Raw genomic sequence first — 20,975 nt, 5'->3', positions numbered from 1 at the left:
AAGAAATGGCTTCGATACTTCTCCCACACTTACTCGGGAGGCGTCTTCCAATGCCTGACTTTGAATGGAATATTCCTCTACCCCTACGCTTCGGCCAGGCCGAAGCTCCGCCGATGAACCTGGCCAGGGCGTTACCGGACGACGTCGAGCGCCCGGTCTTTGAAGCCTTTATTCAGCAACGTTTTCGTAAGGCCCATGGCGCCGATATTCGTCATTTCATGCCGGAGCTGTTTGGCATGAGTGATGCCTCCGGCTCGCTGTGTGCGGTGGCCGGTGTGCGCATGGCCAATGCTGAGTCGTTGTTTCTGGAACGTTATCTGGACGAGTCGATCGAGCCGCTGATCAGCGCTGCGGCGGACCGCCCGGTGGATCGTGCCGGTATCGTCGAGGTCGGCAATCTGGCCGCCAGTGACACCGGCAGTGCGCGGATGAGCATCATTGCCATCACTTACTTGCTGGCCATGGGCGGCCTGGAATGGGTGGCGTTCACCGGCAACATCGGCTTGGTGAACAGCTTTCATCGCCTGGGCTTGAAACCGGTGACGCTGTGCGCGGCCGACCCTGAGCGGCTGGGGGACGAACGACAGCACTGGGGCAGTTATTACGAGAGCAAGCCTTGGGTGCACGTCGGCAACATCCGCGCCGGTTTTATTCATTTGCGCAACATCGGGATGTTCAATCGCCTGGGTTTGCCGACATCCCTTGAGGAATCCAGCCATGTCGCCTGAAACCGAGCGTTTCAAACAGACCTTGCGCAGCCATGCCGAGCGCAAGACCAGCGCCATCGCGTTGTGGGGTGATCATCAGAAGGTGGATTACGCCACGCTGTATGCCGAGGTGGTGTATCGCCAGCAACGGCTGCGCGATGAGCAGGTCAAGGTGATTGCGCTGGCGTTGGACAATGGCGTCGAAGCGATGCTCTGGGACCTGGCCGCGCTGTTCGAAGGCCTGACTTGCCTGACGTTGCCGCCTTTTTTCAGCCCCGCTCAGCGCGCCCATTGTCTGGAGCAGAGCCAGGCCGAACGGGTGATTGCCGAACCCGCGCTGGACGACGAGTTGCAAGCGGCCGGCTACGAGAAGACCGGTGAGTTCTGGCGCCGCACGTTCAGCGGCCCGAACCGCATGCCGGAAGGGACCGCCAAACTGACCTTCACCTCGGGCACCACGGGCACGCCCAAAGGCGTGTGTCTCAGCGCCGAGAGCCTGTTGACGGTCGCTCGCGAACTGAATCAGGCGAGCAAACCCGCCGATCCGCAGCATCATCTGGCGTTGTTACCCCTGGCGATTTTGCTGGAAAACCTCGGTTGCTACGCCGCGCTGTATGCCGGGGCCACGTTGAGTTTGCCCAGCCAGAAAACCCTGGGGATTCAGGGCGCCAGCGGTGTTGATGTGCCGCGTCTGCTCGGTTGCCTGGCCACCCGGGCGCCCGAGAGCCTGATCCTGGTGCCGCAGTTGTTGCAGATGTTGGTCAGCGCCGCCGAGCAGAAAGCCTTCAGTCCCTACTCGTTGCGGTTTGCGGCGGTGGGTGGCGCGCGGGTGGCCGAGGAGTTGCTGCACCGCGCGCAACGCATCGGCATCCCTGTTTACGAAGGTTACGGCCTGTCGGAGTGCGCCTCGGTGGTGTGCCTCAATCGCCCCGAAGCGCGCCGTCTCGGCAGTGTCGGCCGGCCCCTGCCCCACGTCACGATTCGTCTGGCCGAGGACGGCGAGGTGCTGGTCAAGGGTTCGACCTTGCTCGGTTATCTGGGAGAGGCGCCGCACACCGATGAATGGTGGCCGACCGGCGATCTCGGCGAGTTCGACCCGGACGGTTTTCTCTACCTCAAGGGGCGCAAGAAGCATCAATTCGTCACCAGTTTCGGACGCAACGTCAACCCGGAATGGGTCGAGGCCGAATTGACCCAGCGCCGCCATATCGCCCAGGCCTTCGTCTACGGCGAAGCCATGCCGCACAACCATGCGCTGCTCTGGCCCCATCGCCCGGACTGCACCGACGCCGAACTGGCTGCCGCCGTCGCCGAGGCCAACGAGGCCTTGCCCGGTTATGCGCAGGTCCATCACTGGACCCGTCTCGATCAACCTTTCACCCCCGCCAATGGCCTGCTTACCGCCAATGGCCGCCCGCGCCGTGACGCCATCATCGAGCGCTACCGGGCGCAACTGACTGAATCTGTACTTTCCGAGGAATCCGCATCATGAGTTTTTTCGACACGCTGCAAGAAGCCACGCAACACGAACGCCATGAACTGTTCAACCTGCCGGTCATCCGCGATGCCCTTGAGGGCAAGGTCAGCCTGGAAAGCTACCGGGCCTTCCTGGCGCAAGCCTATTACCACGTGCGCCACACCGTGCCGTTGATGATGGCGTGCGGGGCGAAATTGCCGTCGCGCCTGGAATGGCTGCGTAAAGCGGTGTGCGAGTACATCGAGGAGGAATACGGTCACGAGCAGTGGGTGCTGGACGATATCGAAGCCTGCGGCGGCGACCGCATTGCCGTGCGCGACGGTCGTCCGAGCCTGCCGATTGAATTGATGGTCAGCTACCTCTACGACCTGATTGCCCGCGACAACCCGGTCGGCCTGTTCGGCATGGTCAACGTGCTGGAAGGCACCAGCATTGCCTTGGCCACCCACGCCGCCGGCAGCATCCGCGAGCGCCTGGCGTTGCCGGAAAGCGCCTTCAGTTACCTCAGTTCCCATGGCTCTTTGGACATCGAGCACATGCAGACCTATCGCCGGTTGATGAATACCCTCGACGATCCGGACGACCAGGCTGCGGTGATTCACGCCTCCAAAGTGGTGTACAAACTTTACACCGATATGTTCCGCGGCTTGCCGCGTGACGGGGAGGCCCTGCATGAAGTTGCATGATGCCCGCGTGGTGCTGACCGGCGCCAGCGGCGGTATCGGCCTGGCGATCGCCACCGCGTTGTGCGCCAGCGGCGCCCGGGTGCTGGCGGTGGCTCGGCACCAGGAACCGCTGCGGCCTTTGCTTGAACGCTATCCGCAAAACCTGTACTGGGTCGGCGCGGACCTGACCGTGCTGTCCGACCGACGCAAGGTGCTGACCGCAGCCGAATCGATTGGCGGGATCAACCTGCTGATCAACGCCGCCGGGATCAATCACTTCGCCATGCTTGAGCAGCTGGAGGACAGCGATATCCACGCCATGATGGCCCTTAACATCAGCGCGCCGATTTGCCTGACCAAAACCCTGCTGCCGCTGCTCAAACAAGCCGAGAGCGCGATGGTGGTGAACGTCGGCTCGACTTACGGCTCCATCGGTTACCCCGGTTACGCCAGTTATTGCGCCACCAAGTTTGCCTTGCGCGGGTTTTCCGAGGCCCTGCGCCGGGAGTTGGCGGACACCCGGGTCAGCGTGCTCTACGTCGCCCCGCGCGCTACCCGCACCAGCATGAACAGCCCGGCGGCGCAGGCGTTGAACGATGCGCTCAAGGCCAACGTCGACGATCCGCAAACCGTTGCCGCCGCAGTGATGCATGCGATTGCCGGTGACCGACGCGACTTGTACCTCGGCTGGCCGGAGCGCTTTTTTGTGCGCCTCAACAGCCTGCTGCCCAATCTGGTGGACCGTGGCTTGCGCAAGCAATTGCCGCTGATCCGTCGCCTGAGTCAGAAGCCCGACAACGAGACCCTCAAACCATGAAGAAAATCATCGCTTGCCTGCTGCTGGGAGCCCTGAGCCAGAGTGTCTGGGCACTGGAACCCGCCGATCAGCAACGCCTCCAGGGCATCCAGCAAAGCTGGGCGCACATTCAATACGAAGTCCCGGAAGCGCAACGCACCGCTGCATTCGAGAAACTGGCAGGCCAGGCATCCGCGTTCACTCAGGAACGTCAATCGGTGGCCGAAGCCTGGATCTGGTCCGGCATCGTCAACAGCAGCTGGGCCGGTGCCCAAGGTGGCCTCGGTGCGCTGAGCAAGGTGAAGGCCGCGAAAGCCGATCTGGAAAAAGCCATGACGCTGGACCCCAAAGCCCTGCAAGGCTCGGCCTATACCAGCCTCGGCGCGTTGTATGATCGCGTCCCCGGCTGGCCCATCGGTTTCGGTGACTCGGACAAGGCCGAACAGTTACTTAAACAGGCCTTGCAACTCAACCCGGAGGGCATCGATAGTCTGTACTTCTGGGGCGATCACCTCTACCGTCAAAAACGTTACAGCGAAGCCCGCAGCGCGTTGCAAAAAGCCCTGCAAGCCGCCCCGAGACCAGGCCGTGAACTCGCCGACGCCGGGCGACGCAAAGAGATCGAAACGTTGCTGGTGGACGTGAACAAGAAACTCAACTGACAGGAGTCCGTGTGCGCTTATTACTGATTGAGGACGACGTGGCCCTCGGCGAGGGCATCCATCAAGCCCTGGGCCGCGAAGGTTATACCGTCGATTGGCTAAAGGACGGCACCAGCGCCTTGCACGCGCTGCTCAGTGAAACCTTTGACCTGGCGGTGCTCGACCTCGGTCTGCCGCGCATGGACGGGCTGGAAGTGCTGCGCCGCTTGCGGGACAGCGGCTCCAACCTGCCGGTGCTGATCCTCACCGCCCGGGATGCGACCGAAGACCGCATTGCCGGGCTGGACGCCGGGGCCGACGATTACCTGGTCAAACCCTTTGATCTGGCGGAACTCAAGGCTCGCCTGCGGGCCTTGTTGCGGCGCAGTGCCGGCCGCGCCCAGGTGCTGATCGAACACGCCGGCATCAGCCTGAACCCCGGCACCCAGCAAGTCAGTTACCTGGGCGAGCCGGTGGCTCTGACGCCCAAGGAATATCAGCTGCTCCACGAATTGCTCTCACCGCCGGGCCGGGTCATGACCCGCGATCATCTGATGCAGTTGCTGTATGGCTGGAATGAAGAAGCCGAAAGCAACACCCTGGAAGTGCACATCCATCACCTGCGCAAAAAATTCTCCACCGACCTGATCCGCACCATTCGTGGTGTCGGTTACCTGGTGGAGGAGCGCCGATGACGTCGATCCGGCGCCGCACGCTCACGCTGATCATTGGCCTGATGCTGGTAGGGCTGGCGGTGATCAGCCTGTTGAACCTGCACGACAGCAATCACGAAATCGCCGAAGTCTACGATGCCCAACTCGCGCAAAACGCCCGGCTGTTGCAGGGGGTGATGCGCATGCCGATGGCGAGCAAGGAACACGCCGATCTGTATCAGGCCTTCAACAAGGCGCTGGGCGAGGCCGAGCCGAGGGTCGATGGCCATCCCTATGAAACCAAGATGGCTTTTCAAGTCTGGACCCTCAACGGCGAAGTGCTGGTGCACACGGCCAGTGCGCCCTCCTTCAGCGCGCCGCCGTCGACACCCGGCTTCAGCGACGTCGTGGACCTCAACAACCGCCATTGGCGTGCGTTCCTGTTGGTAGACAAACAGAACGGTCTGAGAATCTGGGTGGGCGAACGGGACGACGTGCGTTCGGACCTGGTGGACCGGATCGTGCGCCATACCTTGGGGCCCAATGTGCTGGGCAGCCTGATTCTGGCGGCGATGATCTGGTTGGCCATCGGCTGGGGCCTCAAGCCGCTGGAAGACATGGCGGCGACCTTGCGCGCGCGGCACAGCGGTTCGCTGGAGCCTCTGCAACTGACGCCGTTGCCCAGTGAGCTGGAGCCGATGCAAGCGGCGCTCAACCGCATGCTCGCGCAGATTCAGGAAGTGATGGGCCGCGAGCGGCGCTTCATCGCCGATGCCGCCCACGAAATGCGCACACCGCTGGCCGTGCTGCGTGTGCATGCGCAAAATCTGCTGGAAGCCGGCACGGAACAGGAGCGCCGTGAATCCCTGGAATTCCTGATCGCCGGCGTCGACCGCACCAGCCGCCTGGTCAATCAATTGCTGACCATGGCCCGCCTCGAACCCAAAGCCATCGCACCTGTACAGCAACGCATCGACCTTGCCGCCACCGTGCGCGACAGCCTCGTGCAGCTCACGCCGTGGTTGCTGAGCAAGAACCTTGAGCTGGCCTTCGACGTCACCGATCGCCCCTTTGAAGTGGTGGCCGACGCCGCCGCCATCGACATCGCCTTGAACAACCTGATCAGCAACGCGGCGAACTTTTCCCCGGAGCATGGGGTCATCACGGTGCAACTCAGTCAGGCGGATGGCTTCTATTCGCTGAGCGTCGAGGACCAGGGGCCCGGTATCGACGAGGCGGATCGCGGGCGGTTGTTCGAACGCTTCTACAGCCGTGGCAATGCCCATGGCGCGGGTTTGGGCCTGACCATCGTCAACACCATCGCCACCCGACTGGGCGGACGCATCACCCTGGCCAATCGCCCGGAAGGCGGCTTGCGCGCCACGCTGTCGATTCCCGACAGCCAACCCCGCGACCCACTATAGCGCACCACCCGCGAGTTGCCGCCGAATGTTTGAGTGATCCCGGCAGAATGCGGTGAGCCAGCTGGCGCCATCGCGAGCAGGCTCACTCCCACAGGAGGCTATGCTGACCACAACACTCGCGAACGACGCAGAACCCATGTAGGAGTGAGCCTGCTCGCGATGGCGGTGGCACATCCAGCCCCCCTCTCACCGCCATTTCACATTGCAGCCTTTTACAGCGGCCTCACTTTTTAACAGCCGCCAAATAATGCGCCACCAACGCATTCGCATGGCCATGCCCCATTGCATGCTCATCCTTCAGCAAAGCCACCATTTCCATATGCTTCTTGCCGCTCACCGTCCCGAGCAGGTCCAGCCAATGGTTGATGGGCTGACCGTACTTTTTCTCGATGGACGGGAAGTACGACGCCGGGCCTTTCACTTTTGTCTCTTCGGTCATGCTGCAAGCTCCCTTGTTCGCGACGGAGTGTCGGAGGACGCTCCTTGTCTTCATCCCGAATTGAAGACCAGGACAGCTGCGCAGTCCAGCGGGAGCAAGCTCCCTCGCCACAGGGGTTGTGTTGGTTGCTTCATTGCTTGGTTGATCAGAGATCTATGATGGGTTGGCAGGCTATCCCATCAATAACCCCTGCTCCGCCTCACACAACTCCACCACGTAATCCCACATCACCCGCAATCTCACCGACTTGTGCAATTCCCGCCGCGTGCTGATCCAGTAGCTGCGCTCAATGCTCTCGTCTGGAAACAGCGGCACCAGCTCCGGATCGGCGCTGGCCATGTAGCACGGCAGCACCGCAATCCCCAATCCCGAACGTGCCGCCTGTTGCTGGGCGATGACGCTGGTGCTGTGGAACACCACCTGCGGGTTGCGGCAAAAACTGTTGAGGAACATCAGTTCCTGGCTGAACAGCAAGTCATCGACGTAGCCGATCCACGCGTGGCGGCCGAGGTCTTCGCGGCTGTGCAGCGGCGGTGCCTTGTCGAGGTAGGCCTGGCTGGCGTAGAGCGCCAGGCGATAGTCGGTGAGTTTGCGCGTGACCAGCATGTCGGCGGCCGGGCGTTCAAGGTGGATGCTGATTTCGGCTTCGCGGTTGAGGATGCTGACGAAGCGCGGCACGGCGACCAGCTCCACTTCCAGTCCGGGGTAGCGTTCGAACAGGCCGTTCATGCGGCTGGCGAGGAACATGATGCCCAACCCTTCGGTCACGCCGACGCGAATCTTGCCCAGTGGCGCCGTGGACTGGGTGATTTCCTCTTGCGCCAGCAACGCGACGTTTTCCATGGCTTCGGCGTGCTTGAGCAGCGCTTCGCCGGCCGGGGTCATTTCGTAGCCCTGGGCATGCTGGACAAACAGCGCGGTGCCAAGGCTCTTTTCAATGGCCTCGATGTGCCGGGCGACGGTGGCGTGGGTGGTGTTCAAACGGCGGGCGGCGGTGAGCAAACGCCCGCTGCGTTGCAATTCGAGAAAAAACCGCAGGTCATTCCAGTCGAACATGAGTCGTCCTTGGGGCTACGCTGTTTGAGGCGCTGTCTGAAAACGCACAGCGGCTGCGCAAAAACTAACATTCTTTTGACGAAAGCTAACAACTAGGATGACCGACAACAAGAACAACAATACGAGGTCAGGGATGCAGACTTCCCTTGATGAATTCGACTACATCGTGGTCGGTGCCGGGCCGGCCGGTTGTTTGCTGGCCAATCGGCTGTCGGCCGACCCGCAACACCGCGTCTTGCTGCTCGAAGCCGGCGGCCGCGATAACTATGCTTGGATTCACATCCCCGTGGGTTACCTGTTCTGCATCGGCAACCCGCGCACCGACTGGTGCTTCAAGACCGAAGCGCAACCCGGCCTGCAAGGTCGCGCCCTGAGTTACCCGCGCGGCAAAGTGCTGGGCGGCTGTTCCTCGATCAACGGCATGATCTACATGCGCGGCCAGGCTGGCGACTATGACGGCTGGGCCGCTGACGGCAATCCGGGCTGGCGCTGGAACGACGTGCTGCCGCTGTTCAAGAAAAGCGAAAACCATTTTGCCGGCGACTCGCAATTTCACGGCGCCAGCGGCGACTGGCGGGTCGAGCGTCAGCGGCTGTCGTGGCCGATTCTGGATGCGTTCCGCAGTGCCGCCGAGCAAAGCGGCATTGCCAGCATCGATGACTTCAACCAGGGCGACAACGAAGGCTGCGGCTATTTTCAGGTCAACCAGAAGGCCGGGATTCGCTGGAACGCGGCCAAGGCGTTTCTCAAACCGATCCGCAATCGCGCCAATCTCACCGTGCTGACCGACGTCGAAGTGGACCGCGTGCTGCTGGAAAACGGCCGTGCTTCGGCGGTCAGCACCCGTTATCAAGGCCAGGCAAAAACCTTCAAGGCGCGCAAGGAAATTGTGCTGTGCGCAGGCTCCGTCGGTTCGCCGAGCATTCTGCAACGCTCCGGGATCGGCCCTCGCCCGCTCCTGGAAAAACTGGGGATCGGTGTGGCTCATGAACTGCCGGGCGTGGGCGGCAATCTGCAGGATCACCTGCAACTGCGGCTGATCTACAAACTGGAAAACGCCCGCACCCTGAACCAGATCGCTGGCAGCGTGTGGGGCAAGATGGGCATGGGTCTGCGTTATCTGTACGACCGCAGCGGCCCGCTGTCGATGGCGCCGAGTCAGCTGGGGGCGTTTGCCCGGTCAGGGCCGGAACAGACCTCGGCCAATCTCGAATACCACGTTCAACCGCTGTCGCTGGAACGCTTCGGCGAACCGCTGCACGCCTTCCCTGCTTTCACGGCGTCGGTTTGCGACCTGAGGCCACAGAGTCGCGGACGGGTGGAGATTCGTTCCGCCGATCCGCAGGAAGCGCCGCTGATTCAGCCCAACTATTTAAGCCATCCAGAGGATTTGCGGGTCGCGGCTGATGCCATTCGCCTGACCCGGCGCATCGTCGCCGCCCCGGCCCTGCGAGCGTTCAAACCGGTCGAGTACTTGCCCGGCGATAGCTTGCAGACCGAAGAGGAACTACACGAAGCCGCCGCACGAATTGGCACGACGATTTTCCATCCGGTGGGCACCTGCCGCATGGGCAACGATGTGGAGGCCGTGGTCGATGCCGAGTTGCGCGTTCACGGGATTCCCGGACTGCGCATCGCGGATGCCTCGATCATGCCGCGCATTACCTCGGGCAATACGTGCTCGCCTACGCTGATGATTGCCGAAAAGGCTGCGCTGATGATCCTCAACCCCAGCACAAGGAACCTCAACCCGCAGAAGGAACTGCTGAGCAACCCACTGTAGGAGCGAGGCTTGCCCGCGAAGAACGATGACGCGGTGTGTCAGGCCTGACGCCTTCGCGAGCAAGCTTCGCTCCTACAAAGATCGACGTACACCCGGCTTTATGAGCAACCCACTGTAGGAGCGAGGCTTGCCCGCGAAGAACGATGACGCGGTGTGTCAGGCCTGACGCCTTCGCGAGCAAGCTTCGCGCCTACAAAGATCGACGTACACCCGGCTTTATGGAGCAACCCACTGTAGGAGCGAGGCTTGACCGCGAAGAACGATGACGCGGTGTGTCAGGTCTGACGCCTTCGCGAGCAAGCTTCGCGCCTACAAAGATCGACGTACACCCGGCTTTATGGAGCAACCCACTGTAGGAGCGAGGCTTGCCCGCGAAGAACGAAGACGCGGTGTGTCAGGTCGGACGCCTTCGCGAGCAAGCTTCGCTCCTGCAAAGATCGACGTACACCCGGCTTTATGGAGCAACCCACTGTAGGAGCGAGGCTTGCCCGCGAAGAACGATGACGTGGTGTGTCAGGTTTGACGCCTTCGCGAGCAAGCTTCGCTCCTACGAAGATCGACGTACACCCGGCTTTATGGAGCAACCCACTGTAGGAGCGAGGCTTGCCCGCGAAGAACGATGACGTGGTGTGTCAGGTCGGACGCCTTCGCGAGCAAGCTTCGCTCCTACAAAGACGACGTACACCCGGCTTTATGGAGCAACCCACTGTAGGAGCGAGGCTTGCCCGCGAAGAACGATGGCGTGGTGTGTCAGGCCTGACGCCTTCGCGAGCAAGCTTCGCGCCTACAAAGATCGACGTACACCCGGCTTTATGGAGCAACCCACTGTAGGAGCGAGGCTTGACCGCGAAGAACGATGACGCGGTGTGTCAGGTCTGACGCCTTCGCGAGCAAGCTTCGCGCCTACAAAGATCGACGTACACCCGGCTTTATGAGCAACCCACTGTAGGAGCGAGGCTTGCCCGCGAAGAACGATGACACCGTGTGTCAGGTCTGACGCCTTCGCGAGCAAGCTTCGCTCCTACAAAGATCGACGTACACCCGGCTTTATGGATAAACGCGGCGCCCGCCCACAAGGCTGGCGCCGACAGTGGAACAACAAAAACAATCACTGTGAGGGATACCGATATGTCAGAACATGTTCAGCCCCTGGATGCCACGCTCAGCGTCGACACCAGCCCCGACACCCGCAAAGTCATCTTCGCGTCGTCACTCGGGACGGTGTTCGAGTGGTACGACTTTTTCCTCTACGGCGCCCTCGCGGCGGTGATCAGCAAGCAGTTTTTCGCCGGGGTCAACGACACCACGGCGTTTATCTTTGCGCTGATGGCCTTCGCCGCCGGTTTCATCGTGCGGCCCTTCGGCGCGTTGGTGTTCGGACGGCTGGGGGACATGATCGGGCGTAAATACACGTTCCTCGCGACCATCGTCCTCATGGGCCTGGCGACCTTCTGTGTCGGGCTGCTGCCGACTTATGCGAGCATCGGCATCGCCGCGCCAATCATCCTCGTGGTGTTGCGCATGCTTCAGGGCCTGGCCCTGGGCGGTGAGTACGGCGGCGCTGCCACTTACGTCGCCGAACACGCGCCGATGGGCAAGCGCGGTTTCCACACCAGCTGGATTCAGTCCACCGCCACCCTCGGCCTGTTGCTGTCGCTGCTGGTGGTGCTTGGCTGCCGTTATTTCACCGGCGACCAGTTTGAAGTCTGGGGCTGGCGCATTCCGTTTCTGTTTTCCATCGTGCTGTTGGGCATCTCGACCTGGATTCGCTTGAGCCTGCACGAGTCGCCGGCCTTCGTGAAAATGAAAGAGGAAGGCAAACTCTGCAAGTCGCCGCTACGCGATTCTTTCGGTAAATGGGAAAACCTCAAAGTCGTACTGATCGCCCTGTTCAGCATCAACGCCGGGCAAGCGGTGACCTTCTACGCCGCACAGTTCTATGTGCTGTTTTTCCTCACGCAGTTCCTGAAGATGGACCCGGCGCTGGCCAACAGTCTGCTGATTGTCAGCGTGATTATCGGCGCGCCGTTCTTCATCTTTTTTGGCTGGCTGTCGGACAAGGTCGGGCGCAAACCGGTGCTGATGATCGGTCTGTTGCTGGCTACTGCGTTGTACTTCCCGATCTTCAAGTCCATCGCCCACTACGCCAACCCGGCCATCGACCAGGCCAGCCGTCAGGCACCGATTACCGTACTGGCCGACCCGGCCACCTGCACCTTCCAGTTCGACCCGGTGGGCAAGGCGAAATTTGACAGCCCGTGCGACAAGGTCAAAACCTTCCTGGTGAAGCAGGGCCTGCCCTACACGAGCGAAGCCGCACCGGCCGGCAGCGACGTGCAGGTCAGCGTCGGTGACGTGAAACTGGATGGCTTCGACGAAGCGGCCCTGCGCGGTGCGGTGACCTTGGCGGGGTATCCGTCACAAGCCGATACGCAACAGGTCAACAAGCCCATGATCGTGGGACTGATGGTGGTGCTGATCATCATTTCCGCCATGTGTTACGGCCCGTTGGCAGCGCTGATGGTCGAACTGTTCCCGACCCGTATCCGCTACACCTCGATGTCCCTGCCGTACCACATTGGTAATGGCTGGTTTGGCGGTTTCCTGCCGACCGTGTCGTTTGCCTTGGTGGTGTATACCGGGGACATCTTCTACGGGCTGTGGTACCCGGTGGTGATTACCGCGGTGAGCCTGGTGGTGGGGATGATCTGTCTGCGTGAGACCAAAAACGTGGATCTGGACACTAACTGAGTCCACCACAATCCCCTGTGGCGAGGGAGCTTGCTCCCGCTGGCCTGCGTAGCAGGCCCAAACCAGCCGCCTCGGTGTGTCAGAACAATCGAGTCGGCTGGATTGGGGTGGCTTCGCCACCCAGCGGGAGCAAGCTCTCTCGCCACAGGTTAAGCTCAACGATCTCTACAGCCCCGACACTCACCAGACCGAGGCCCCATGATCATTTCATCCGCATCCGACTACCGCGAGGCAGCACGTCGCAAACTTCCGCGTTTTCTGTTCGATTACATTGATGGCGGGGCGTATGCCGAGCATACGCTACGGGCCAACAGCGCCGACCTGGCGGGCATCAGCCTGCGTCAGCGGATTCTGAAAAACGTCGAAACCCTGAGCCTGGAAACCACCCTCTTCGATCAGCCCCTATCAATGCCCGTCATATTGGCGCCGGTCGGCCTGACGGGCATGTTCGCCCGCCGGGGTGAGGTGCAGGCGGTCAGAGCGGCGGAGAAAAAAGGTATCCCGCTGTGCCTTTCAACCGTATCGGTGTGTTCGATCGAGGAAGTCGTGGCGCAGAGCCAGCAAGCCATCTGGTTTCAGCTGTACGTGCTCAAAGACCGGGGCTTCATGAAAAACGCCCTGGAGCGAGCGAAGGCCGCCGGGGTGAAAAACCTGGTGTTTACTGTCGACATGCCGACCCCGGGCGCCCGCTACCGCGATGCGCATTCGGGCATGTCCGGGCCTTTTGCGTCATCGCGACGCATGCTTCAGGCCATGACACGCCCCGACTGGGCGTTCAACGTTGGGGTCATGGGCCGCCCGCACGACCTGGGCAACATCTCGAAGTACCTGGGCAAAGCCGTCACGCTTGAAGACTACATGGGCTGGCTGGCCAATAACTTCGACCCGTCGATCAGCTGGAGTGATCTGGAGTGGATTCGTGACTTCTGGAAAGGCCCGATGATCATCAAAGGCATCCTCGACCCGCAGGACGCCAGGGACGCGGTGAGCTTTGGCGCAGACGGCATCGTGGTGTCGAACCATGGGGGGCGACAGCTCGACGGCGTCCTTTCTACCGCCCAGGCATTGCCGCCGATCATGCAAGCGGTGGGCAATGACCTGACGGTGCTGGTCGACTCGGGTATTCGCTCGGGGCTGGATGTGGTGCGGATGCTGGCCATGGGCGCCAAAGGTGTATTGCTGGGGCGATCCATGGCTTATGCGCTGGCGGCCGATGGTCAACGCGGGGTGGAGAACATGCTGGATATTTTCGCCAAGGAAATGCGCGTGGCCATGACCCTGACCGGGGTCACTTCGATTGGTCAGATTGATGAATCGACGCTGGTGGGGACTGTTCGCTGAAATGAAAACGCTCGGTTAATGTGGGCGTTTGCTCACCTGATCACCTCTTCAGCCAATCAAAAACCTGTGGCGAGGGAGCTTGCTCCCGCTTGAGTGCGCAGCACTCACAAAAATCGGTAGGGTTGCCCCGTTTTTGGGGCCGCTACGCAGCCCAGCGGGAGCAAGCTCCCTCGCCGCAAAAGCAGGTAGGCCTGAAAAATCGCGCGTGAGTGAGCAGCATTGCCGTCAATGCCGAACCTCACTCAACGTCTTTGAGCACCTCAAACGTAACCTGATCGGGATAGAACGCCACATACCCGCGAATCTGTTCGACCGACACTTTGGGGTCTTCATAGCGCCACACCGCGTTGGCGCCCTCATGCCCCGGGATTTGCAGGCTGTAATACGTGGCGTCGCCCTTGTACGGGCAATAGGTCGTGTGGTCGGTGCGGGCGAAATAATTTTCGTCGATGTCCTCCCAGGGCACGTAGTACACCGGAGGATAATTGGCCTCTAGCAGCACCAGTGCGCGCGAGGAAGCGGCCACTTGAATACCGTGAAATTTCACTAACAGGCAGCCCGGCTGCTCGGCGATGGTGATGACAGGACTGGGACCGGTGCTTTTCATGGAATACGTGCCTCATGAAGGTGATGGACCTGTGGGAGCGTGCGGTACGGTGATCCGGCTTGCCCGCGATGGGTCGCGCAGCGGCCCCGAAACCTGAGACTGCGAATGTCAGGTATAACCCAAATTTCGTCAGCACGACGGCCTCGCAGCCGAACGGGCCGTTTTGACTGGCGCAAACAAACGCAACAGCTTTGCTGTACATCCATACAGATAATGATTGATCCCTTGCTCATCACCCGCCATTCTGTGCGTCTCTTGCACACTTGATGAACGATGGTGGTTATGCAGCTGTACCTCTGTGAAAAACCTTCCCAGGCCAAAGACATCGCGGCAGTACTCGGCGCCAAGCGTCGGGGCGACGGTTGCTGGCTGGGAACGGACGTCACGGTGACCTGGTGCATCGGCCATCTGCTGGAAACCGCGCCGCCGGACGCCTACGACGCGCGCTACAAGCGTTGGGTGCTGGCGGATCTGCCGATCATTCCGGAAAAATGGAAGATGACGGTCAAACCGCGCACCGCCAGCCAGTACAAGGCCGTCAAACGCCTGCTGGGCGAGGCTGACGAGCTGGTGATTGCCACTGACGCCGACCGTGAGGGCGAGATGATTGCCCGGGAACTGGTCGAGCATTGCCGCTATCGCGGGCCGATCCGGCGCCTGTGGCTGTCGGCACTGGACGATGCGTCGATACGCAAGGCGCTGGCGGCGCTCAAACCGGGAGCCGAAACTTTCAGCCTTTATCATTCGGCGCTGGGACGTTCCCGGGCCGACTGGTTGATCGGGATGAACATGAGCCGCTTGTTCACGTTGCTGGGCCGTCAGTCCGGTTATCAGGGCGTGTTGCCGGTAGGCCGGGTGCAGACACCGACCTTGCGGCTGGTGGTGGATCGTGACCGCAGCATTGCCGATTTCGTACCGGTGGCCTATTGGGCCATCGACGTGCAGCTGTTGCATGACGGCACGGCGTTCACCGCCCAGTGGCGCGCGGCATCCGACGTCTGTGACGATCAGGATCGTTGCCTGAATCAGCCGCTGGCCCAGCAAGCGGCTGCGGCCATCAGCAGCGCGGCGAGTGCCCGGGTGATCAAGTTGCGCACCGAGCGAATGCGTGAAGTCGCGCCGTTGCCGTTCGACCTGGGCACGTTGCAGGAAGTCTGTTCGAAGAAGCTCGGGCTCGGCGCCCAGGAAACCCTCGACATCGCCCAGGCGCTCTACGAAACCCACAAAGTCATCACCTACCCGCGCAGCGATTGCGGTTTCCTGCCGCTGAGCCAGCACAGTGAAGCCCCGGGCATTCTCGCCGCGCTCCGGCAGGCCGATCCGTCCCTGAACGCCTTGAACGATCACCTGGAGCCACAGCGCCGTTCACGGGCCTGGAACGACGCCAAGGTCACGGCTCACCACGGCATCATCCCGACGGCGGCGGCCAAGCATCTCGATCGACTGGTGGGCAAGCAACGGGCGGTCTACACCCTGATCCGCGCACGCTATCTGGCGCAGTTCCTGCCCAACCATGAATACGACCGCACCCAGGCCGACTTCGACTGCGCCGGTGAAGCCTTGCGCGCCGTCGGCAAGCAGATCGTCGAGCCCGGCTGGAAACGCGCCCTGCCCGAGGCGCTCGCCCCGGCCAAGGGTCGCGAGGCACCCGCACCGCAAACACTCCCGGCATTGGCCGAAGGGCGTGACTGCGCGGTGGCCGACGTGAAGCTCAAGGACCTCTGGACGCAACCGCCCAAGCCATTCACCGAAGGCGACCTGATCAAAGCGATGAAGAACGTCGCCAAACTGGTGGAAGACCCGCTGCTCAAACAGAAGCTCAAGGACACCACCGGCATTGGCACCGAGGCGACACGCGCCTCGATCATCCAGGGCCTGCTCGACCGCGGTTACCTGATCAAGAACGGCAAGGCCCTGGCCGCGACCCCGGCGGCCTTCAGCCTGATCGATGCGGTGCCGCGCGCCATCGCCGACCCCGGCACCACGGCCATCTGGGAACAGGCGCTGGACATGGTGCAAAGCGGCGAGATGAGCCTGGAAGAATTCGTCACCAAACAGGCCGCGTGGATGAGCAAACAGGTCGCCCGTTGCGCCGGCCTGAGCCTGACCATCAGCGGGCCGGCGAGCCCGGCCGGTCGTGGCGCCACTCCGTGGAAAAACAAACGAAAGCCCGCCAAGCGCAAGCCGTCGACAGGCGCCAAACGCGCGGCGAAACCGGCCAGTAAAGCTTGAGGGCACTTCGAACGGACCGTAATGGTCTAGTGTTCTTCAAGCCCGGCGATGGCCCCATTTTCTGAAACGGCATCGCAGCCTCGTTTCAATCGACAGCTGCTACAGGAATCTTGTTTATGATTATCGTGCACCACCTCAACAACTCCCGCTCCCAGCGGATTCTCTGGTTGCTGGAAGAACTGGCCATTCCTTATGAGCTGAAACGCTATCAGCGTGACCCGAAAACCAATCTGGCACCGCCGGAATTGAAAGCGATCAACGCCCTGGGCAAATCGCCGGTCATCGAAGATGGCGCGCAGAAATTGATCGAGTCCTCTGCGATCATCGATTACCTGATCCGTCGTCATGGCCAGGGGCGCCTGCAACCCGATCCGTCTACCCCCGCCTATGACGAATACGTCCAGTGGCTGCACTTCGCCGAAGGCTCGGCCATGCTGCCGCTGATGTTGAACCTGTACGTCGGGCGTCTGGGTGAAGCCGGTGCGCCACTGCATCCGCGCATCAACTCCGAAGTGGCCAACTACCTTGGCTACCTCGACACGGCCTTGAGCCAGTCCGATTATTTGCTGGGTGACGAATTCAGCGCCGCCGATATCCAGATGAGCTTTATCGGTGAGATTGCCCGCGCCCAAGGCAAGCTGGGCAACTACCCTCATGTAGCGGCCTGGGTTGATCGCTTCCAGGCACGTCCTGCTTACGCCGCGGCGTTGAAGACGGGTGGGACATACGACTTCGCTCCGCACTGAGTGATCCCGAAAGAGCCACGGACGGCCCTTCGATCTGGAGAAAACCCAGCATGCCCTCGATAGAACTGCATGCCGCACACCGCGACGAACTGGAAACGATTGAAAACCTGATGCAGTTCTACATGCATGACTTCAGCGAGTTTCTACCGCTGAAACTCGGCGAGCACGGTTTTTTCAATATCCAGCCGAAACCGGATTACTGGCGTAACCCAGCAACCCGGCCGTATCTGATCAAGGTGGACGGGGAACTGGCCGGTTTCGTGACCGTGGATGACGATGTCCATGTTGAGGGGGCCGAGCACAACATCGGCTACTTGTTCATCAGCCGACGCTTTCGTGGCCAAGGTGTCGCGAAGTTTGTCGTGTCTACCCTCTTGAGCCGGTTCCCCGGTCAATGGCAGATTTTCCACATCGACGCGAACGTGCCTGCACGGCGCTTCTGGGCCAAGGTGATGCCCGAGTTCGCAGGCGATGAATTCACCCTGCATCAACGGTCGGTAGACGGTTATCCCTGCACCTTCTATCGCTTCCAACATCTGCTGCCATCGTCCTGACCCGGGCGTTGCGTCGCTGCTTTTTAATTCCAAAGCGCTTTGTCCGACAATATGTAGTGATTAAAAATAATCACTACATAACGGTTGACGCCTCCGATTTGCCCTTGCATGATGCAGACATCTCCCCGATCGGGAGTACAGCAACATGTTTGAGCAAGCTCGTCTGACCGCCGAGCTGTTTTTCCCGGATACACGCTGCCCACAAGGCAGATTGAAGAAGCTGACCTGGCCCGAACGTCCAGTACAAGGACGAGAAGCGCTGGCGATCAATCCTCATGAAGCTTGTGGCCGACCCTAAAAAGTCGGCGGTGGCCTCCAGGTTTTCGCTGCTTCTCTTCGTTGTGACGCTATTGCGTAGCAGTTATTCAACACGACTACATGCAACAGACGCGAGACCCCGTCGAATTGACGGCTGACCGCTGACGTCCTGGTTTCGGTGCCAGGGATCAACTAACCGATGGGCTACCTGTATTAGCGAATCAACTTTGAAAGATCACCAAATGGTCAAGGGGCATATTATGAATCTGAACAATCAACCTACTATCGATGAACTGGCTCGCATCTTCGCGGCGCAAAAAGACAGCCACGACAGCCACATTCTGTGGATCAGCAAATCGGGCCAGGTTCATATCGATTGCCTGTCGCCACACGCCCATGAAGCGGAGTTCGACCAGAACAACCAGAACCTGCTGGCCCGACTGAAGATGTACCGTCGCGGCCAAGGCTATGTCGGCAAGAAAGCCGCAGCCGACAAGGACTTCATCGGTAATGTTCTGCAAACGCTGAAACAGGCGTGGGCCTCGATGCAGAACCAGAATGAAGTTCGGGTGATTGACCGGTTCTACTGATATCCCCCCCCGCTGCTCCTCAATAAATAAGGCCCCGCTCGTATGATCAAGCGGGGCCTTTTTTTGTTTGTCTCGTGCGCAGTAAATACAGCTATCGTTAAGCGTATTCGCTGCTGTGCCCATGGAGACTTGCGATGAAAAATGCCCTGACAACCCTGCTGTTACTGACAATGGCAAATGTTGCCCACGCAGACAGCATCCCCAACCTTCCTTCATTTGATGTGATTTGCCCCGGCAATATTGCCGTCCATGCAGATCAGGAAGGTCCGGTAACAATCAATGACAAAGATGCCGTTACCAAAGCCATCAACGAGCGCAGCTTTGAAGCCAAGGGTTCGGGCGTCACGATCTTGATCATTCTCGCCGATGACGACTCGGTGACCGTGAGCTCCACGGGCAAAGCCCCCAATGGCATCTGCCAATCACTGGATGACTGACTCCGTCGCCACCGCGCCCAACACCAGGTTCATTAAGGCCACCGACGCCGCGCTGTGATAATTATTTTTGCGCCGAAGTAGCGCCGCCCCGCGTGTAGGCGCTTCCCCCAGCAATGGAATTTTGCGCAGTGCCCGGTCCTGGGTGGCAATCGGTTCGGGAAGAATGGTGGCGATAGCCGTGTGCCGAATCACCTCCAGCAAGGTGCTCACCGAATTCACCTCAATCACCACCTTCGGCGTGATCTGCTCCTGCGCAAAATAGTCATCGATGCGGGTGCGGGTGACGAAGTCCGGGGCCAGCAGCGCAAAATCCAACTGCGCCACCTCTTCAGCGGACAACGCGGCTCGCCGTTCATATAGCGGGTGATCCCGCCCCACCATCACCCCCAGGGTTTCGGTAAACGCCGGGATCGATTCGATGTCGGCGTTTCTCACCTGAGTAAACGCGATGGCGATGTCCAGCGAGTCATCCACCAGCCCCGCCTCGATGTCGTCCATCGACAACTCGAAAATCTGCAGATGGATGTTCGGATACCGCGCCACGTAATCGCGCACCAACGGCCCCACCAGATACGCCATGAACGTTGGCGTCATCGCCAGGCGCAAGGTGCCGCGCGATAAATCCTTCACGTCATGCAGCGCCCGTTTGCCGGCTTCCAGTTCCACTAATACCCGACGTGCACACTCGATGTAGGCCTGGCCCGCATCGGTCGGCTTGACCGTGCGCGACGTCCGGTCGAACAGGCTCACGCCCAGGGTTTCTTCAAGCTGGCGGATTTGCTGGGAGAGGGTCGGTTGTGAAACGTGCAGCGCCTCGGCGGCGCGGGTAAAGCCGCCGTGGTCGGCAACCGCCAGCAAATAACGCAGATGTCGCAGCAGCATGGGGCTCACCATCTATAGGCAGGACTTATGCAACGCATTGTATATCGGTCTTGGACGCTATGGATCAATCGGTAGAAGATTGCTTCACACCCAAGCAACACAACCCCGATAGGAGAAACACCATGCAACAGTCCCACGCTTACAACGACACCAGTCTCGAGCTGACCGCCAAAATCCTCGACGCCAAAGCGCGCAAAAACCTGTCCTTCGCAGACATGGCCGAGGGCACCGGCCTGAGCCTGGCCTACGTCACCGCCGCCCTGCTCGGCCAACACCCGCTGCCAGAAAAAGCCGCCAAAGTGGTTGGCGAAAAACTGGACCTGGACGCCGACGCCGTGGCCCGCCTGCAAATCATTCCGCTGCGCGGCAGCCTCTCAGGCGTTCCAACCGACCCGACCATCTACCGTTTCCACGAGATGATCCAGATCTACGGCACCACGTTGAAAGCCCTGGTTCACGAACAATTCGGCGACGGCATCATCAGCGCGATCAACTTCAAGCTGGACATGAAGAAAGTCGAAGACCCGGAAGGCGGCCACCGCGCAGTCATCACCCTCGACGGCAAGTTCCTGCCCCTGCGTCCTTTCTAAGTTGAACCGGTCCGCACTCCGGTGCGGGCCAGACCCAACACCCCACACACTTTGTCAGCCACCACACTCGTCTGGAGGATGCCCCATGAAAAAAATGATGCTGGCTCTTTCGTTGATCGCGGGCGTATCGGCCCAGGTTCAAGCCCAGGACGCAGCCGTTGCCTATCAATACGGCATGAGCCTGGACATCGCCCACGTCGTGGCAATCACCCCGACCGCCGATGTCTGCGGCGTGGTCCCGGTGGAAATGACGTACCAGGATTCCAAAGGCACCACTCACATTCTGCAATTCAGCGAATTCGGAACCGGTTGCTCGAGCTGAGTAGCCCCTGTTCATCACTTATGA

General features: G+C 60.6%; 21 protein-coding genes. 17 read left to right on the top strand and 4 right to left on the bottom strand.

Features of this window, described 5'->3' with window-relative positions; all coding sequences use genetic code 11:
- Window positions 1-50 precede the first annotated feature (50 nt).
- From RHP74_RS12575 to RHP74_RS12545, 7 genes are read left to right on the top strand one after another with little or no spacing between them, the layout of a single operon-like run.
- Window positions 51-728 carry a thermostable hemolysin gene (locus tag RHP74_RS12575; protein WP_042932122.1) on the top strand — a complete coding sequence of 226 codons (678 nt, stop codon included), beginning with the start codon at window positions 51-53 and terminating at the stop codon, window positions 726-728.
- A complete protein-coding gene (locus RHP74_RS12570) occupies window positions 718-2,199 on the top strand; it encodes an AMP-binding protein (protein WP_172790784.1) in 1,482 nt (493 codons plus the stop codon). The genes RHP74_RS12575 and RHP74_RS12570 overlap by 11 nt, the downstream gene beginning before the upstream one ends.
- Complete coding sequence (locus tag RHP74_RS12565) at window positions 2,196-2,870, top strand: TenA family transcriptional regulator (protein ID WP_077750499.1); 675 nt, start codon at window positions 2,196-2,198, stop codon at window positions 2,868-2,870. The genes RHP74_RS12570 and RHP74_RS12565 overlap by 4 nt, the downstream gene beginning before the upstream one ends.
- Entirely contained in the window at window positions 2,857-3,666 is an 810-nt protein-coding gene (locus RHP74_RS12560; protein ID WP_102595682.1) for an SDR family oxidoreductase, read from the top strand. The genes RHP74_RS12565 and RHP74_RS12560 overlap by 14 nt, the downstream gene beginning before the upstream one ends.
- Window positions 3,663-4,307 (top strand): tetratricopeptide repeat protein, encoded by a 645-nt coding sequence (locus RHP74_RS12555; RefSeq protein WP_077750500.1) that lies wholly within the window; start codon window positions 3,663-3,665, stop codon window positions 4,305-4,307. The genes RHP74_RS12560 and RHP74_RS12555 overlap by 4 nt, the downstream gene beginning before the upstream one ends.
- A gap of 11 nt (window positions 4,308-4,318) precedes the next feature.
- Complete coding sequence (locus tag RHP74_RS12550; protein WP_010459585.1) at window positions 4,319-4,981, top strand: response regulator; 663 nt, start codon at window positions 4,319-4,321, stop codon at window positions 4,979-4,981.
- Window positions 4,978-6,363, top strand: coding sequence for an ATP-binding protein (locus RHP74_RS12545; protein ID WP_311099703.1), 1,386 nt, complete (start codon window positions 4,978-4,980; stop codon window positions 6,361-6,363). The genes RHP74_RS12550 and RHP74_RS12545 overlap by 4 nt, the downstream gene beginning before the upstream one ends.
- Window positions 6,364-6,586: 223 nt before the next feature.
- Here RHP74_RS12545 and RHP74_RS12540 read toward each other — a convergent pair whose 3' ends face one another.
- Complete coding sequence (locus RHP74_RS12540) at window positions 6,587-6,802, bottom strand: DUF4287 domain-containing protein (protein WP_311099701.1); 216 nt, start codon at window positions 6,800-6,802, stop codon at window positions 6,587-6,589.
- 171 nt (window positions 6,803-6,973) lie between these two features.
- A complete protein-coding gene (locus RHP74_RS12535; RefSeq protein WP_010459579.1) occupies window positions 6,974-7,858 on the bottom strand; it encodes a LysR family transcriptional regulator in 885 nt (294 codons plus the stop codon).
- Window positions 7,859-7,991: 133 nt separating this feature from the next.
- Between RHP74_RS12535 and RHP74_RS12530 the strand changes: the two genes are divergently transcribed.
- The 3 genes from RHP74_RS12530 (at window position 7,992) to lldD (ending at window position 13,733) form a co-directional block, all read left to right on the top strand.
- Window positions 7,992-9,641: a GMC family oxidoreductase N-terminal domain-containing protein gene (locus RHP74_RS12530; RefSeq protein WP_311099698.1), complete on the top strand. Its 1,650-nt coding sequence runs from the start codon at window positions 7,992-7,994 to the stop codon at window positions 9,639-9,641.
- 1,128 nt (window positions 9,642-10,769) lie between these two features.
- Entirely contained in the window at window positions 10,770-12,392 is a 1,623-nt protein-coding gene (locus RHP74_RS12525; protein ID WP_077750152.1) for an MFS transporter, read from the top strand.
- A gap of 198 nt (window positions 12,393-12,590) precedes the next feature.
- The gene (gene lldD / locus RHP74_RS12520; RefSeq protein ID WP_304873010.1) at window positions 12,591-13,733 is read left to right on the top strand and encodes an FMN-dependent L-lactate dehydrogenase LldD; all 1,143 of its coding nucleotides are present in this window, start codon (window positions 12,591-12,593) and stop codon (window positions 13,731-13,733) included.
- 238 nt (window positions 13,734-13,971) lie between these two features.
- Here the strand turns inward: lldD and RHP74_RS12515 are convergent, their stop codons facing one another.
- On the bottom strand, window positions 13,972-14,340 hold the full coding sequence (locus tag RHP74_RS12515; RefSeq protein WP_282411073.1) for a DUF427 domain-containing protein: 369 nt from the start codon (window positions 14,338-14,340) through the stop codon (window positions 13,972-13,974).
- A gap of 282 nt (window positions 14,341-14,622) precedes the next feature.
- On the opposite strand from RHP74_RS12515, the gene RHP74_RS12510 reads away from it, so the two are divergent.
- The 5 genes from RHP74_RS12510 to RHP74_RS12490 all read left to right on the top strand — a co-directional run bounded on the left by RHP74_RS12510 (window position 14,623) and on the right by RHP74_RS12490 (window position 19,157).
- Complete coding sequence (locus tag RHP74_RS12510) at window positions 14,623-16,572, top strand: DNA topoisomerase III (protein WP_311099696.1); 1,950 nt, start codon at window positions 14,623-14,625, stop codon at window positions 16,570-16,572.
- A gap of 116 nt (window positions 16,573-16,688) precedes the next feature.
- Window positions 16,689-17,318, top strand: a complete 630-nt coding sequence (locus RHP74_RS12505) for a glutathione S-transferase family protein (protein WP_010459566.1) — start codon at window positions 16,689-16,691, stop codon at window positions 17,316-17,318.
- Window positions 17,319-17,368: 50 nt separating this feature from the next.
- Window positions 17,369-17,872 (top strand): GNAT family N-acetyltransferase, encoded by a 504-nt coding sequence (locus RHP74_RS12500; protein ID WP_311099693.1) that lies wholly within the window; start codon window positions 17,369-17,371, stop codon window positions 17,870-17,872.
- Between the two features lie 518 nt (window positions 17,873-18,390).
- On the top strand, window positions 18,391-18,720 hold the full coding sequence (locus RHP74_RS12495) for a hypothetical protein (RefSeq protein ID WP_042932832.1): 330 nt from the start codon (window positions 18,391-18,393) through the stop codon (window positions 18,718-18,720).
- A gap of 134 nt (window positions 18,721-18,854) precedes the next feature.
- Window positions 18,855-19,157 (top strand): hypothetical protein, encoded by a 303-nt coding sequence (locus RHP74_RS12490; protein ID WP_077750146.1) that lies wholly within the window; start codon window positions 18,855-18,857, stop codon window positions 19,155-19,157.
- Here the strand turns inward: RHP74_RS12490 and cynR are convergent.
- Window positions 19,143-20,039, bottom strand: coding sequence for a transcriptional regulator CynR (gene cynR, locus RHP74_RS12485; protein WP_311099691.1), 897 nt, complete (start codon window positions 20,037-20,039; stop codon window positions 19,143-19,145). The genes RHP74_RS12490 and cynR overlap by 15 nt on opposite strands.
- Before the next feature lie 122 nt (window positions 20,040-20,161).
- On the opposite strand from cynR, the gene cynS reads away from it, so the two are divergent.
- Both cynS and RHP74_RS12475 read left to right on the top strand, forming a co-directional pair.
- Window positions 20,162-20,629 carry a cyanase gene (gene cynS, locus RHP74_RS12480; protein WP_010459558.1) on the top strand — a complete coding sequence of 156 codons (468 nt, stop codon included), beginning with the start codon at window positions 20,162-20,164 and terminating at the stop codon, window positions 20,627-20,629.
- An 85-nt stretch (window positions 20,630-20,714) separates the two neighbouring features.
- Entirely contained in the window at window positions 20,715-20,951 is a 237-nt protein-coding gene (locus RHP74_RS12475; RefSeq protein ID WP_083376970.1) for a DUF2790 domain-containing protein, read from the top strand.
- Window positions 20,952-20,975: the final 24 nt, after the last annotated feature.

This window comes from Pseudomonas sp. SG20052 (assembly GCF_031766055.1).
GTDB classification, from domain to species: domain Bacteria; phylum Pseudomonadota; class Gammaproteobacteria; order Pseudomonadales; family Pseudomonadaceae; genus Aquipseudomonas; species Aquipseudomonas mandelii.
This window is presented reverse-complemented; position numbering and strand designations above follow the sequence as displayed.

Coding starts and splice junctions, on each gene's coding strand:
- RHP74_RS12555 (WP_077750500.1), top strand. CDS start 3,663: ATGAAGAAAATCATCGCTTGCCTGCTGCTGGGAGCCCTGAGCCAGAGT.
- lldD (WP_304873010.1), top strand. CDS start 12,591: ATGATCATTTCATCCGCATCCGACTACCGCGAGGCAGCACGTCGCAAA.
- RHP74_RS12530 (WP_311099698.1), top strand. CDS start 7,992: ATGCAGACTTCCCTTGATGAATTCGACTACATCGTGGTCGGTGCCGGG.
- cynS (WP_010459558.1), top strand. CDS start 20,162: ATGCAACAGTCCCACGCTTACAACGACACCAGTCTCGAGCTGACCGCC.
- RHP74_RS12500 (WP_311099693.1), top strand. CDS start 17,369: ATGCCCTCGATAGAACTGCATGCCGCACACCGCGACGAACTGGAAACG.
- RHP74_RS12570 (WP_172790784.1), top strand. CDS start 718: ATGTCGCCTGAAACCGAGCGTTTCAAACAGACCTTGCGCAGCCATGCC.
- RHP74_RS12490 (WP_077750146.1), top strand. CDS start 18,855: ATGAAAAATGCCCTGACAACCCTGCTGTTACTGACAATGGCAAATGTT.
- RHP74_RS12565 (WP_077750499.1), top strand. CDS start 2,196: ATGAGTTTTTTCGACACGCTGCAAGAAGCCACGCAACACGAACGCCAT.
- RHP74_RS12560 (WP_102595682.1), top strand. CDS start 2,857: ATGAAGTTGCATGATGCCCGCGTGGTGCTGACCGGCGCCAGCGGCGGT.
- RHP74_RS12495 (WP_042932832.1), top strand. CDS start 18,391: ATGAATCTGAACAATCAACCTACTATCGATGAACTGGCTCGCATCTTC.
- RHP74_RS12475 (WP_083376970.1), top strand. CDS start 20,715: ATGAAAAAAATGATGCTGGCTCTTTCGTTGATCGCGGGCGTATCGGCC.
- cynR (WP_311099691.1), bottom strand. CDS start 20,039: ATGCTGCTGCGACATCTGCGTTATTTGCTGGCGGTTGCCGACCACGGC.
- RHP74_RS12525 (WP_077750152.1), top strand. CDS start 10,770: ATGTCAGAACATGTTCAGCCCCTGGATGCCACGCTCAGCGTCGACACC.
- RHP74_RS12545 (WP_311099703.1), top strand. CDS start 4,978: ATGACGTCGATCCGGCGCCGCACGCTCACGCTGATCATTGGCCTGATG.
- RHP74_RS12540 (WP_311099701.1), bottom strand. CDS start 6,802: ATGACCGAAGAGACAAAAGTGAAAGGCCCGGCGTCGTACTTCCCGTCC.
- RHP74_RS12510 (WP_311099696.1), top strand. CDS start 14,623: ATGCAGCTGTACCTCTGTGAAAAACCTTCCCAGGCCAAAGACATCGCG.
- RHP74_RS12535 (WP_010459579.1), bottom strand. CDS start 7,858: ATGTTCGACTGGAATGACCTGCGGTTTTTTCTCGAATTGCAACGCAGC.
- RHP74_RS12515 (WP_282411073.1), bottom strand. CDS start 14,340: ATGAAAAGCACCGGTCCCAGTCCTGTCATCACCATCGCCGAGCAGCCG.
- RHP74_RS12505 (WP_010459566.1), top strand. CDS start 16,689: ATGATTATCGTGCACCACCTCAACAACTCCCGCTCCCAGCGGATTCTC.
- RHP74_RS12575 (WP_042932122.1), top strand. CDS start 51: ATGCCTGACTTTGAATGGAATATTCCTCTACCCCTACGCTTCGGCCAG.